The 13,770-nt window shown below is 67.4% G+C and carries 12 protein-coding genes; 11 read left to right on the plus strand and 1 reads right to left on the minus strand.

Annotated features, from left to right (window positions below; genetic code table 11):
- The first annotated feature begins 35 nt into the window (after nucleotides 1–35).
- The 3 genes from G6N51_RS02965 (at nucleotide 36) to G6N51_RS02975 (ending at nucleotide 3,578) form a co-directional block, all read left to right on the plus strand.
- On the plus strand, nucleotides 36–830 hold the full coding sequence (locus G6N51_RS02965) for a maleylpyruvate isomerase N-terminal domain-containing protein (protein ID WP_232078170.1): 795 nt from the start codon (nucleotides 36–38) through the stop codon (nucleotides 828–830).
- A gap of 85 nt (nucleotides 831–915) precedes the next feature.
- The gene (locus tag G6N51_RS02970; protein ID WP_174814285.1) at nucleotides 916–2,310 is read left to right on the plus strand and encodes an FAD-dependent oxidoreductase; all 1,395 of its coding nucleotides are present in this window, start codon (nucleotides 916–918) and stop codon (nucleotides 2,308–2,310) included.
- 32 nt (nucleotides 2,311–2,342) lie between these two features.
- Nucleotides 2,343–3,578, plus strand: coding sequence for an FAD-dependent oxidoreductase (locus G6N51_RS02975; RefSeq protein WP_083171550.1), 1,236 nt, complete (start codon nucleotides 2,343–2,345; stop codon nucleotides 3,576–3,578).
- A 467-nt stretch (nucleotides 3,579–4,045) separates the two neighbouring features.
- Here the strand turns inward: G6N51_RS02975 and G6N51_RS02980 are convergent, their stop codons facing one another.
- Nucleotides 4,046–4,651, minus strand: coding sequence for a SecDF P1 head subdomain-containing protein (locus G6N51_RS02980; RefSeq protein WP_232078171.1), 606 nt, complete (start codon nucleotides 4,649–4,651; stop codon nucleotides 4,046–4,048).
- 170 nt (nucleotides 4,652–4,821) lie between these two features.
- On the opposite strand from G6N51_RS02980, the gene G6N51_RS02985 reads away from it, so the two are divergent.
- The 8 genes from G6N51_RS02985 to G6N51_RS03020 all read left to right on the plus strand — a co-directional run bounded on the left by G6N51_RS02985 (nucleotide 4,822) and on the right by G6N51_RS03020 (nucleotide 13,766).
- On the plus strand, nucleotides 4,822–5,628 hold the full coding sequence (locus tag G6N51_RS02985; RefSeq protein WP_083171464.1) for a VOC family protein: 807 nt from the start codon (nucleotides 4,822–4,824) through the stop codon (nucleotides 5,626–5,628).
- Nucleotides 5,629–5,644: 16 nt separating this feature from the next.
- Nucleotides 5,645–6,520 carry a glycine betaine ABC transporter substrate-binding protein gene (locus tag G6N51_RS02990; RefSeq protein ID WP_083171463.1) on the plus strand — a complete coding sequence of 292 codons (876 nt, stop codon included), beginning with the start codon at nucleotides 5,645–5,647 and terminating at the stop codon, nucleotides 6,518–6,520.
- Nucleotides 6,521–6,726: 206 nt separating this feature from the next.
- Nucleotides 6,727–7,413 (plus strand): TetR/AcrR family transcriptional regulator, encoded by a 687-nt coding sequence (locus tag G6N51_RS02995; protein WP_083171462.1) that lies wholly within the window; start codon nucleotides 6,727–6,729, stop codon nucleotides 7,411–7,413.
- A gap of 196 nt (nucleotides 7,414–7,609) precedes the next feature.
- Nucleotides 7,610–8,812 (plus strand): cytochrome P450, encoded by a 1,203-nt coding sequence (locus G6N51_RS03000; protein ID WP_083171461.1) that lies wholly within the window; start codon nucleotides 7,610–7,612, stop codon nucleotides 8,810–8,812.
- Nucleotides 8,812–9,648, plus strand: coding sequence for a mycofactocin-coupled SDR family oxidoreductase (locus G6N51_RS03005; RefSeq protein WP_083171460.1), 837 nt, complete (start codon nucleotides 8,812–8,814; stop codon nucleotides 9,646–9,648). The genes G6N51_RS03000 and G6N51_RS03005 overlap by 1 nt, the downstream gene beginning before the upstream one ends.
- A gap of 29 nt (nucleotides 9,649–9,677) precedes the next feature.
- Complete coding sequence (locus tag G6N51_RS03010) at nucleotides 9,678–10,646, plus strand: enoyl-CoA hydratase/isomerase family protein (protein WP_083171548.1); 969 nt, start codon at nucleotides 9,678–9,680, stop codon at nucleotides 10,644–10,646.
- A 13-nt stretch (nucleotides 10,647–10,659) separates the two neighbouring features.
- The gene (locus G6N51_RS03015; RefSeq protein ID WP_083171459.1) at nucleotides 10,660–13,005 is read left to right on the plus strand and encodes a CaiB/BaiF CoA transferase family protein; all 2,346 of its coding nucleotides are present in this window, start codon (nucleotides 10,660–10,662) and stop codon (nucleotides 13,003–13,005) included.
- Nucleotides 13,002–13,766, plus strand: coding sequence for an SDR family NAD(P)-dependent oxidoreductase (locus G6N51_RS03020; RefSeq protein ID WP_083171458.1), 765 nt, complete (start codon nucleotides 13,002–13,004; stop codon nucleotides 13,764–13,766). Before G6N51_RS03015 ends, G6N51_RS03020 begins: the two co-directional genes overlap by 4 nt.
- Nucleotides 13,767–13,770: the final 4 nt, after the last annotated feature.

Here is a 13,770-nt window from a genome sequence, read left to right on the forward strand (position 1 = left end):
TAGGGGCTGCTATGTACGACGCAGGCGTCGCCGCCTTGGTCGACACGACCAGAGACGAGTTGCGGGAACGCATTGCGCACGCATTGACACGCTTCGACCAAATTTCCCGATCCGCCGATCCGCACTCTCGGGTGCCGCGCTCCGACTGGACCGTCCACCAGACGGTCGCCCACGTACTGACCATCGCGCAGCGGTATCTGCGCTATGCGCAGGGCGGGTACCGCCTCGCCGCCCGCCCGGGTGAGGTGAGCGTGCTCAATCAGACGGAGCTGGAAACGGTGATGGCCCCCGCATCGGAGCTCGCCGACCACGTGCAGGCCCTCGCGCCAGAGCTGGATGCGCTCTTCGATGCGACCGCAGACGAAGGCCGCTCATTGCAGTTCCATTGCGGTGCTCTTGTCGACGGCGTGACGTGGCAGACGAACTGGCTCGGGGAGCTGTTGCTCCACGGGCACGATGTGGCCCGCGCCGTCAAGGCGCCATGGGGACTTCCTGAACGGGACATGCTGTTGGTAGCCCGCGGGTTGATGCAGATCGGGCCCGCCTACGTGCGTTCCACGCTGCCGCCCGACACCGATGTAACCGTGGCCCTGAAGATTCCGCGGGCGCGCCCATATCTCATGCGCATTCGCGGTGCGGCCGGCGAGATGCGTCCGCCTCGCGACGACGATCACCCTGATGCTGTGTTGCGAATGCCCGCATCGACATTGACGCTGCTGCTCTACCAACGCATGGGTGCGGCAACGGCGGCCCGCCGAGGTCTGCGGCTCGTTGGGGGCCGGCGACCCTGGGTCGCGCTCAAACTGCAGTCCCTCTTCGAGGCGGCGTAGGTGGTCAATTGCCGATAAGACGACAATGGTTGGGTGCCATGGCAACTCACGAGGCAGAACTGACGATCGGAACACAATGATGAGCATGCGCGGTCACCACGCGGTCGTTCTCGGGGCGAGCATGGGCGGGCTCCTGGCCGCGCGAGTATTAGCCGATTTCTATCACTCGGTGACGATTATCGAGCGGGATAACCCGCCTGAAGTAGCCGGTAATCGACGCGGCGTCCCGCAGGGCCGCCATATACACCTGTTGTGGGGCCGCGGTTCTCGCGTTCTGGATGGGCTGTTTCCCGGGTTCAGTGCTGAGCTCATAGCCGCGGGGGCGCCGTCGTTCGACGGCGACCTGTCGAAAATTTACATCAACACCGGCGGACATCCGCTTCCCCCGTCGGGTCGCATCAAAAACTTCTCGCTGCTCACACCGAGCAGGCCCATGTTGGAGTGCCACGTCCGACGCCGGTTACTCGCGCTACGGAACGTCAACATGCTGGCCGAGCATGACTTCGTCCAACCGACCTGCACCGCCGCACAGGATCGTGTCACCGGTGCGCTCGTCAGGTCGCATGCCACTGGAGCGCAGAAGGAACTCGAAGCGGATCTCGTGGTCGACGCGACCGGTCGCGGTGCGCGTACGCCCACGTTCTTGGAGACCATGGGCTATGGCCGTCCGGCCGAAGACTGCCTTGACGTGCGGTTGGCGTATTCGAGCCAGTCACTGCGGCTGCCGCCAGACGCGTTGCGCGAGACAGCGGTCATTGTCGGCCCCGTGGCGGGACGCCCCACCGGGGTGGGAATCCTGCGCAACGAAAACAACTCGTGGATGTTCACCGTGTCCGGGATGGCCGGGCGTGAACCCCCGAGCGGGTTGCCCGAAATGTTCTCCTACATCGAAGAATTTGCTCCCGCGCATGTGGTGGCAGCGATGCGTGAGGGCGAGCCGCTGGGAGCCGTTGTGGGCCATCGTCTGCCAACGAGTCGATGGCGTCGATACGACAAGATGCGGCGATTTCCGCGCGGCCTACTCGTTCTCGGGGACGCGATATGCAGTCTCAACCCCATCTACGGCCAGGGTATGACGGTGGCCGCCCTGGAAGCATTGGCGCTGCAACGCTGCCTTCAACGAGGCGAAGCAGACTTGGCGCGACACTTCTTCGGCGCGGCCGCCAAGATAGTCGACGATGCTTGGCAATTGGCGACCGGCGCGGATCTGAGCCTGCCCGAGGTCGAGGGGCCACGACCGCTTCCGGTGCGGATCATCAACAACTACGTGGGACGGGTGCAGGCAACGGCCGAGCGGGATATCGTTGTCGCGGAGCGGCTTTCCAGCGTCGTCGGGCTGATCGAGCGGCCCGGCCGACTGCTGAGCCCAATGATTATGGCCCGCGTCGCGGGGGCCGGAATGACCTTTCGCCGTCCCCCGTCACTGCGGCCGCCGGGCGCCCAGGCGTGCGAACGCGCGACCGCGAACCGCGCCCGGTAGCCGAATTGGGCCGCGCTTATGCTTGGGCGCTGATGGCTGAGACAACGAACTGCGCGATCATCGGTGGCGGCCCGGCCGGCATGGTCCTGGGGCTGCTGCTGGCTCGGGCGGGCGTGCAGGTCACCCTGATGGAGAAGCACGGCGACTTCCTGCGGGACTTTCGCGGCGACACCGTCCACCCGACCACCATGCGGCTCCTCGACGAGCTGGGCCTGTGGGAACCCTTCGCCGCCTTGCCCTTCACCGAGGTCCGCACCGCGAAACTCGAATCCAACGGGCGGTCGGTGACCTACGTCGACTTCGAGCGATTGCGCCAGCCCCATCCCTTCGTCGCGATGGTGCCGCAGTGGGATCTACTCAACCTGCTCGCCGACGCCGCGCAGGCGGAGCCGAGCTTCTCGCTGCGGATGAACACCGAAGTCACCGGGCTCCTGTGGGAGGGCGGCCGGGTTGCCGGGGTGCGCTACCGCGGACCGGAGGGCCCCGGCGAACTGCGGGCGGAGTTGACCGTAGCCTGCGACGGCCGTTGGTCGATCGCGCGCCGGGCGGCGGGCCTGACGGCGCGCGAGTTCCCGGTGAAGTTCGACGTGTGGTGGTTCCGGTTGCCGCACAAGGAAGAAACCGAATACTCGTTCCTGCCCCGCCTCGGCCCTGGCAAGGGTCTGGCCGTGATCCCCAGGAAGGGTTACTTCCAGATCGCCTACCTGGGGCCCAAAGGCGTCGACGCCCAACTGCGGGCGCGCGGCATCGACGCATTCCGGCGCGACGTCGAAGAGTTGCTGCCCGATATGCCGGAGTCGGTGGCGGCGTTGCAATCCATGGATGACGTCAAACATCTTGACGTACATGTGAATCGGCTGCGCCGCTGGCACACCGACGGGCTGCTGTGCATCGGGGATGCGGCGCACGCGATGTCGCCCCTGGGCGGTGTCGGTATCAACCTGGCGGTTCAGGATGCCGTCGCCGCCGCCACCGTGCTGGCCGAACCGCTGCGGCGACACCGGGTCCGCACCCGCGAGCTCGCCGCGGTGCACCGCCGGCGCGTGTTCCCCACGGTGGTGACGCAACTGGTCCAGCAGGTGCTGCACCGGCTGTTGCTGGGGCCGTTGCTGCGCGGCGCGGATCCCACGCCGCCCGCCGCGCTGCTCGGCCTGATGCGGCGGTTCCCGTGGCTGTCGGCCGTGCCGGCTTACTTCGTCGGCGTCGGAGTGCGGCCCGAGCACGCCCCGGAGTTCGCGCGCCGCGCGCCCATCGACCACGATGGCTGAGTCAGCGCCCAGGGCGGGAAGAGCGATCGCCGGCCCGTGGAGGCGGTTTGATGTTTCGCGGGCGAGGGTAACCTCTGCCGACGATGTGAGGTCGTGAAATCGGTCCTGTCTCCGCGGTGCGGACGCCGCCTCTGGCGAGCCATGGGACCGAGAGGAGGCCAGTGCTAATGGATCTCAAGAAATTTGCAGGTAAAGCCGCGGTCGCCGGTGCGTTGAGTGCCGTGGCGCTCGGCTTCGGTGCGGGTATGGCACAGGCCCACCCCGGGCCGTGGCCGCCGCCGGGCCCACCGGGTCCGCACGTCGTCGACGGTGGTCATTGGAATCCGCTGCCACCTGGGCAAGTCAAGCAGATTTGTCCCTGGCAGGCGCCGCCCGGTCATTGGGTTGGTGGCCCGCACGGCGTTCCCTGTACCTGATCTCCGGGACGTTGATGGAGCCGACCCGCCGCGCTTCTGCGCGGGGCGGGTTCAGGTGGGCCGGGCGGCCAGTTGGGCCAGTTGCGCGGCGACCTCGGCCGTTTGGGTGGTCAGCACGATTCGGCCGGAAGTCACCGGTTCCTCGATGATCGGTGCCTCGAGAACGAGATTGTCGCGGACGAAGGCGACATGGTCCTTCAGGTGCGCCGCGGTGTAGGACGCCCACGCGGCCGCCGATGGCTGGTCCAGGATCAGGGTCACCTCGTAGAAACCCGCGGTCAGCGACTTCGGTGGGTCGACGTGTATCAGCCCGAGCTGCAGGGTCTCTGGAGCGAGCAGGTACGAGGTGATCCGGCCGATGTCGCATGCGGTGAGCGCATCAGTAGGCGCCACCCCGTGATTCGGATCGCTGGCCGGGCACTTCTGCGGGCTGGCCGGCTGCGATTTGTCGACCGGGCGGACGGGCAACGGCGCGATCTTCACGATGGGTGCAGCCGGCGCGGCCGATGGTGTCGTGGTGGGCGCCGCGTTGGTGGTTGTCGACGTGGTGGGTGCGGCCGGGTGCCGCGTCGGGTGGCACCCGCATGTCAGCGCCACGAGCAGGCCGACGCACGCGAGCCAAGCGCCGGCTTTGACATCCATTCGGCGTTGAACCATTCGGTCATTGTTCCAGTCGTTGTCCGGCGGTCGGTTTCGCCCGCGCCGGCGCACACGCGCTTGGTGGCCACTCACGTCCGCCGTCCTGCGTCATCGCACCAAATCTCGCATCTCGATCCGGCCTGCATACGCGATTGTCGCGCGGCTGGCGCGTGGGTAGGCTGCGGCGGATGGGAGTCCGCACCGGGTACGCGGAGGGGACGTTCAGCTGGGTCGACCTCGCCACTTCCGACCCGGAGGCGGCCACAGTGTTCTATGGGACGCTCTTCGGCTGGACGCCGGACGAGCGGCGTATGTCGGACGGTCGCGCGTACACGGTGCTGCGCCGCGAGCAGCAGGATGTCGCTGGGCTCTATGCGCTCCATGCGACCGACCCCGGCGGCGGTGAGCCACGCTGGAACTCGCACGTATCGGTCGCCGACGTCGACGCGGCGGCCGCGCGCGCCCGCTCGTTGGGAGGCACCGTCTTAGCCGGGCCGCTGGATGTCGGAGACCGCGGGAGGTTGGTGGTCGTCCGCGATCCGCACGGGGCCGTTATCCATCTCTGCCAGCCCGGCCGGCACTTCGGCGCGACGTGCGTGAACGAGACCGGGTGCCTGACGTGGAATGAGCTCGCCACCCTGGATGTCGATGCCGCGATCGCCTTCTACTCGCGACTGTTCGGCTGGCGCATCGAGTTCCTCGCCGGCATGCCCGTGCCTTACTGGGTGATCCGCGTGGGAGCGCCCGCGGTGCCGGTGCTTTCCGGCGACAACGGCGGACTGCGCGGTCTGACGGCGGCGGACGCCGGCGTGCCGTCGCGCTGGCTGCCCTACTTCGTCGTGGCCGACGTCGCCGAGGCCGGGGCAGTCGCCATCGCCGGCGGCGGCGCGGTTCTCGCGGGGCCGACGGAGCAGCCGAAGGGTCGCTTCAGCTTCCTGCGCGACCCCCAGGGGGCGAGCTTCCTGGTCTTCGAAAGCAGCAAGCTCGACCCGTGAAGGGGCGGAAGCGGACGTGATCCTGGCCGAGACGTTGGTGTTCGGCTCGGGCCCCGAGTGTCCAACCGAATTGCTCTGTTTGCCGCTGTTGCGCGCGCGGTATGGGCTCACCTTCAAGAAGTTTCGTGTTACCGACGCTGGGGGGCCACGCACCGTCGAGGCGCTCGAAACGGGCGCGATTCAGGTTGGCGTGCTCTTCACGACCGATCCACGCCTTCTCGCCGGCGACTTCGTCCTGCTCGAGGATGACCGGCACGCCCAGCCCGCCGAGAGCGTGACGCCGATTCTGCGCGAAGAGTTAGGTGTCGCGCACGGCGCGCACCTCGCCGCGACCATCGATGCGGTGAGCGCGGAACTCACGACCGAGCGCCTCGCCGAGCTCAATCGTCGCGTCCTTCTCGGGTGGTCGCCCGCGGCGGCGGCGGCTGAATTCCTCACCGAGCGGCGGTGCAGCCCGACGCCCCGCGTATCGCGGAGAAACCGACCGGCGATTGTCGTCGGCTCGGCCAACTTCGCCGAGAGCGTGACCGTGGCCGAGCTTTACGCCCACGCGCTGGCGGACGCCGGCTTCCCGGTCGAGCGGCGCCTCGGGATCGGCAACCGCGACACGTACTTTCCGCTGCTCCGCGACGCCGCAGTGGGACTCGTCCCTGAGTACGTGGGTAGCCTGCTCGCGTATCTGGACGGGGGCCGGGGCGAGATCTCGGATGCGCGCCAAGCCCATGGGGTGCTCGCCCGGGCGCTGCAGGGAACGGGCCTCGTCGCGCTGCAGCCGGCGCCGGCCGAGAACAAAAACGGCATCGTCCTGACCGCCGCGACCGCGGCGCGCTACGGCCTGACCAGGATCAGTGATCTCGGCCGGGCGATCGGCGATGCGGACGGGAGCGGGTGACTCGCGGCGGCGTGCAAAGCGCGTTGAATTATCCGACCATTCTTGTAGTCGAGAGTTGGTGAGTGGTCGGCCGTTGTCCGGCAGCCGTTTCGCTCGGAGGTGCAGGCCCCGCTCGCTGGCCACGCGCCCGCCGCCGTCGGTTATCAAAGCAGATCTTCAGCAACACTACGAATATAGAGTAAAGTGTTGGTCCGAGACGAAGGGCCATGGACAGACGCCGAAAGCCTAATCCCGGGGAGCGCCGCCGCGACTTGTGCGACGCGGCGATTCAGTTGTTGGCCGACGACGGGGCCAAGGGCGTGAGCCATCTCAAGGTCGACCGCAAAGCCGGCGTGCCCGACGGGACGACGTCATTCTATTTCCGCACCCGCTCGGCGCTGCTGCGCGCGGTGGCCGAGCGGCTGGCCGAACTCGATCTCGCCGACCTGCAGTCCGTCGCCGACGACTCCGACGGCCGTGGGGCCAACCCCTCACCCTCGAGGCTGTCCCAGGTGGTCATCAGGTCCGGCAACGAGCCGCAGCTGTTCCGGACCAAGGCCCGCTACGAGCTGACCATGCAGGCCGCCCGCGATCCGTCGCTGGCCGCCATCCTGCAGCGGGCCACCGACGAGTTCACCAAGCTGCACCGCGAAATCCTGGTTGAACTCATGCCGCACGGCGCGGACCTCGACCCGGCCGTGGTCGAGGACCTGAGCAATGTGACGCTGACGTTCATCAACGGCCTGCTGGTTCGGTTCGCGCACGGCGACCGGGTCGTCGACAGTCCCGAACAGCTCGACGGGATCTTGTCCGCGATCGCCGCCGGCATTCTGCACAGCCCACGGCAGGGCCGGCTCACCGGCGCGGCCGGGCGGGGCCCTGCGGGCGGGAACCGAGCCACGGCGCTCGGATGAGCACGGCATGGGGTCTTGCCAGACCATTCCCCGTATGGTTCTCTACGAGAATAGAGTTAGGCCACGCTGACGGGCCGATTTCAGCCCAGCCCGATGCGCAATGTCATAGCAATGCAATTAAGCGGAGTGTATAGATGCCCGACCTGGATCCGGCGCTGCCGGATAACCGTGGAACGGCAGCCGTAGGAGGGATTTCGTGACGACGAGCACCGATAGCCATGTGCGTTTCGATCCGTACGATGTCGAGCTGATCGCCGACCCGTACCCCATGTTCAAGCGCCTGCGCGACGAGGCGCCGCTGTATTACAACTCCGAATACGATTTCTACGCGTTGAGCCGATACGCCGATGTCAACAAGGGAATCATCGACCACGGCACCTACAGTTCCGCGCGTGGCGTGATCATGGAACTGATCAAGGCTAACCTCGAAATCCCTTCGGGCATGCTGATTTTCGAAGACCCGCCGATCCACGACGTGCACCGCAAGCTGCTGTCGCGCATGTTCACCCCTCGCAAGATCGCCGCGTTGGAGCCGATGATCCGCGAGTTCTGCGCACAATCGCTCGATCCGCTGGTGGGGTCGGGCCGGTTCGACTTCGTCACCGACCTGGGTGCGATCATGCCGATGAAGGTCATCAGCGCGCTGCTCGGCATCCCCGAAGAAGATCAGGAATACATCCGCGATCGCGGCAACGCTCAGTTGCGCACCGAGCCCGGCAAGCCGATGAGCGCCGCCGAACATGGGTTGTCGGTGGGGGAGCAGTTCGAGGCCTACATCGATTGGCGCGCCGACAATCCGTCCGATGACATCATGACCGAACTGCTCAACGTCGAGTTTGTCGACGAGACCGGCACCACGCGGAGGTTGAGGCGCGAGGAGATCCTGGTGTACCTCAACGTGGTGGCGGGAGCGGGCAACGAAACGACCACGCGTCTGATCGGTTGGGCGGGCAAGGTTCTCGCCGAACATCCCGATCAGCGTCGAGAGCTCGTCGAGAACCCTGCACTCATCCCGCAGGCCATCGAGGAGCTGCTGCGCTTCGAGCCGCCCGCGCCGCACATGGCACGCTATGTCACCCGCGACGTCAATATTTACGACCAGACGGTGCCGGAAGGCAGCGTCATGCTGATGCTGATTGGTTCGGCGTGCCGCGACGAGCGGCAGTTCGGTCCCGACGCAGGCGAATTCAACATTCATCGCGCCGCCCGGCCGCACCTCACCTTTAGCGTTGGCGCCCACTTCTGCTTGGGTTCGGCGCTGGCCCGGCTGGAAGGCCGTGTCGCGCTCGAGGAAATCCTCAAGCGCTTCCCGGAGTGGGAGCCCGACCTGGCTAACGCAAAGCTGAGCCCGACGTCGTCGGTGCGAGGTTGGGAAACCTTGCCCACCGTGGTGCCCTGATGACCGGGCGCGTCGAGGGCAAGGTCGCGTTCGTCAGCGGCGCCGCCCGCGGTCAGGGGCGCAGCCACTCGGTCCGCTTGGCGCAGGAGGGCGCCGACATCATCGCGGTCGACATCTGCGGGCCGGTCGAGCACCTGGCCTATCCGCACTCGACGCCGGAAGACCTGGCCGAGACGGCCGACTTGGTGAGGGCCCAGGACCGGCGCATCGTGACCGCGCAGGTGGACGTTCGCGACTACGAGGCGCTGAAATCCGCGGTGGACAATGGTGTCGAACAACTCGGACGGCTCGACGTCATCGTCGCCAACGCCGGCGTCGGCACCGACGGCAGGAAGCTGCACAAGATCCGCGAAGACGTCTGGCAGGACATGATCGACATCAACCTGACCGGCGTCTGGCACACGGTCAAGGCCGCCGTGCCGCACGTCCTCTCGGGCGGGCGCGGTGGATCTATCGTGCTCACCAGCTCGGTCGGCGGGCGCAAGGCCTACCCGAACACCGGCCACTACATCGCGGCCAAGCACGGCGTCATCGGCTTGATGCGTGCGTTCGCCGTAGAGCTCGGCCAGCACATGATCCGCGTCAATGCGGTGCTCCCCACCCAGGTCAGCACGACGATGGTGATGAACGACAACACCTTCCGCCTCTTTCGCCCGGACTTGGAGAATCCAGGGCCGGACGACTTCGCCCCCATCTCGCAGCTGATGCACACCCTGCCCGTGCCATGGGTGGAAGCCGCGGACATCAGCAACGCGGTCCTGTTCCTCGCCTCTGACGAATCTCGTTATGTCACCGGCGTTTCGCTTCCCGTCGACGCGGGCAGTTTGCTCAAATAGCGCTCATTCAAGAGAAGTTGGAGAAGGCCATGCCCGAATACGACTACGAAGAAATGAAGAAGGAAGCCGAGCAGTACATCAAGTTCGAGAAGGACAAGAAGAACCGGATCGCCTACATCACCTTCGATCGGCCGGAGGCACAGAACTCCACCACGTTGGGAATGCGGCAGAACTACGCCGATCTGATCCACAAGTGCAACGTCGACGACGAGGTCAAGGTCGTGGTGATCCGCGGCGAGGGGCAGGATTTCGGCAGCGGCGGCGACCTGCCCGAACAGCGCGGAATGCTGGAAAACCCCGGCATGCCCCTGCTGCATGAACTGGCGATCAACGACGACGACGTCAAGTACCCGCCCGGCGGATCGTACCGCTACCTGTCGACCGTGACCGACTTCTACGCCAAGGCGCGCGCCGGGAACCGCCCGCTTCAGGAGCTGCGCAAGATCAGCATCATCGAGGCCAAGGGCTACTGCTACGGCTGGCACTTCTACCAGGCCGGCGACGCCGATCTCGTCGTCGCCTCCGACGACACCCTCTTCGGGCATCCGGCCTTCCGCTACGTGGGCTGGGGACCGCGGCTGTGGTGGTGGGCCGAGACGATGGGCCTGCGTAAGTTCTCCGAAATGCTGTTCACCGGGCGACCGTTCACCGCCAAAGAGATGTACGAGTGCGGCTTCGTCAACAGCGTGGTGCCGCGGGAGAAGCTGGAGGAGGAGACGCTGAAATACGCGATGGCCTGCTCCCGCTCCCGCCCGACCGACACCGTCGCGGTGCAGAAGACCTTCCTGGAGCTCTACAAGCAGCACAAGGGCGAATACTTCGGCAGCTTGCTCACCGGCATGGTCGAGGGCATGTTGCCGATGATCGCCAACGACGCTGAGGAGGTCGACCTGACCGCGGGCACGTTCGAGAAGGGCCTCAACAACGTGGTCAAGGACAACGACCTGAACTTCCCGCCGGAGTGGCGCCTGAGCCGCTCGGGACGCGCGAAGCCCTGACCGCCGAGCTTGCATGTCCGCGCTGACGGGCTTCAGGGTTATCGAGCTGGCCGGGTCGGTGGCGGGGGAGTATTGCGGAAAACTGTTGGCCGACTTCGGCGCCGAGATCATCAAGGTCGAGGCGCCGGAGTGCGGCAGCCCGACCCGGGCGATGGCGCCCATCGTGGCCGGCGGGAGCGACGGTAGTGGGCTTTTCGCGTACCTCAACACCAACAAGCGGTCCGTCGTGCTGGACCTCGGCTCGGACGACGGCCTCGAGACCGCCCACCAGCTCATCGGCACCGCGGACGCGGTCATCGACGACCGTGCCTTCAATTGGGCCACCGACCGGTCGTCGCGGCACCCGGATGTGGTGTGGTGCTCGATCTCGCCGTTCGGCCAGGACGCGCCCGCCGAGTACGGCAATGCCAAGAGCATCAACGTCTTTCATGCCAGCGGCTGGGGGTACCACACGCCCAGCCACCCTGACCCCACCAAGCCGCCGCTGCAGGGGCCTGGCCGGTTCCTGCCCGACTACGAAGCGGGGCTGGAAGCCGCGCTCTGCGTGACGGCCTCGCTTTTCGGGCGCCTGCACAACTGCCACGGCGAGTCCATCGACGTTTCCGCACACGCGGTGCTGGCCTCCCGCGCCGACTGCATCATCGGGCGATTCATTACCGGGGAGGTGACGCCCGACGGCGACCGCGCCGACTACGACCAGGCCGGCCCCGCGGCGTTTTTCGCGTGCGCCGACGGTTTCGTTTACCTCTACATGACCAGCCGCGCCCACTGGCGCGGGCTGAGAGAACTGCTGGGTCAGGCGGACTGGCTGGACGCCTTCGAGGACGACTGGCTGGAGTTCTCCGTCACCGCGGAAAAGGTCGCCGCATTCCGGCGGGGCTTCGCGGCCTGGATCCGCGACCTTGCCAAGAACGAAGCATCCGACCGGGCCCAGCGCCTGGGTGTGCCGCTGGTGCCGGTGAACGGCGCCGCGGACCTGCATGATTCGCCGCAGTACCGCCACCGGGGATTCTTCCAGCAGGTGACGCACCCGGTGCTGGGCGACGCCGCATATCCGACCGTGCCGTACTTGTTCAGCGCGTCACCGGCCCGAATCACCGCAGCCGCGCCCACTCTCGGCGAGCACACCGGACGGGTGCTGGAAACCATCGGCTGCCGGCGCCGGCGGCCGCGGGCCAAATCCGCACAACTCAAGCCGCCCAGGGATCGGCGCGGTGGGCCGCTGGAGGGGGTGCGGGTCGTCGAGCTCACCAAAGTGTGGGCCGGCCCGTACGCGGGCAAGCTGCTGGCGATGCTGGGCGCCGAGGTCATCAAGGTCGAAACCGCGGGCAGCCCCGAGGAGATGCGCGCCTACGGCGGCACCGACGTCAACCACGCGCCGTACTTCCTGAGCATCAATCCGGAAATTCTCAGTGTGGACCTCGATATCAAGTCCGCCGAGGGCATGGCGCGGTTGCGCGAGCTGATCGCCCGTAGCGACATCGTGATCAACAACCTGCGCCCGGGCGCGATGGAGCGCCAGGGCCTGGACTACGCGCGGCTCGAGGAGATCAAGCCGGACGTCATCTCGGTGTCGATCAAGATGTGGGGCAACGACGGACCGCTGGGCCATCAGACCGGTTACGCGCCATGCTTCGCCGCACTCGCCGGGCTCGCCCCGCTGGTGGGCTACCCCGGCGGGCCGCCGCTCGGGACGAGCATGCGCTACGGCGATTCGACCGTCGGGGCAGCGGCCGCGTACGCGGCCGTGGTGGCGCTGCTGCACCGCGAACTCACCGGAGCCGGGCAGTTCGTCGACCTGTCGGCGGTGGAGACCCTCTCGTCGATGATCGGGGACTGCCTGCTCGAGGAAGCCCTGACCGGGCGGCAACTCGCGCCCAACGGCAACCATCACCCGGACCTGTGCCCGCACGGCTGCTACCCCTGCGCGGACGGCGCCTGGATCGCGATCGCCGTCGCCGGCGACCCACAGTGGCGCGGGATGTGTGACGTGCTCGGCGCGGGAGCGCTGGCCCGAGAACGCCGCTACGCCACCATGGGCGAGCGGCGGCGCCACGCCGAATCCCTGGATGCGGACCTGTCGCGCCTCACCCGGAGCCAGGATGCCGAGCACCTCGCGCATCGCCTGCGTGCGGCGGGTGTCCCGGCCGTCAAGAGCGCCACCGCCCTCGACGTGATCGGTGATCAGCGACTGTGGGACCGCGGCCTGTATCGATTCGTCAGCGATCACCGTGAGGGCCAGCGGCCGATCGTGGGGCCGTCCTGGCGGATGGCACGTGACCCGGCGCGCATCGCTCGCGGCGCGCCGGACCTGGGCGAGCACACCGAATACGTCCTACAGGAAATACTTGGCGCATGACGGGGACACTTGCGCACACCGCGGCCCTGGTGACCGGGGCCAGCAGCGGCATCGGGGCCGCGACGGCCAAAGCGCTGGCAGCCGAAGGCGCGGCGGTGGCCCTGCTCGCGCGCCGCGCGGACCGGCTGGCCGAATTGAAGGCCGACATCGAATCCGCCGGCGGCACGGCGCTGGCCGTGGCGGCCGACGTCACCGACGCCGAGCAGGTGTCGACGGCGCTGCGGCGCACCGTCGCGGAGTTCGGCCGCCTCGACACCGTGGTGAACAACGCCGGGCTGATGCAGTCGGGGCCCGCTGCCGAGGCGCCGCTGCGGGATTGGGACGCCATGGTGGCGGTCAACATCCAGGGGGTGCTGTATGTCACCCGCGCGGCGCTCCCGCACCTGATCGACGCCGCCGCCGACTCGCCCCGGGGCGTCGCAGATCTCGTCACCATCAGTTCGACCGCCGGGTGGGTGGCCCGGCCCAACACCGCGGTGTACTCGCTGACCAAGTTCGGGGTGAACGCGTTCAGCGAGGGCATTCGCCAGGAGGTGCTCGGCAAGCGAGTGCGGGTCGGCGTGGTCGGCCCCGGAACGGTCGACACCGAGATCTTCAGCCACCTTGCCGACTCGTCGCGCGAGGCGTTCGAGCGCCAGACCGCGGGCATGGTCAAGTTGCGGCCGGAAGACATCGCCGACGCGGTGCTGTTCATGGTGACGCGGGAGCGCCGGGTTGCCGTCAATCACATGCTGGTTCGCGCGGCCGAACAGACCTGGTGACGGC

The organism is Mycobacterium paraseoulense (assembly GCF_010731655.1).
GTDB lineage: Bacteria > Actinomycetota > Actinomycetes > Mycobacteriales > Mycobacteriaceae > Mycobacterium > Mycobacterium paraseoulense.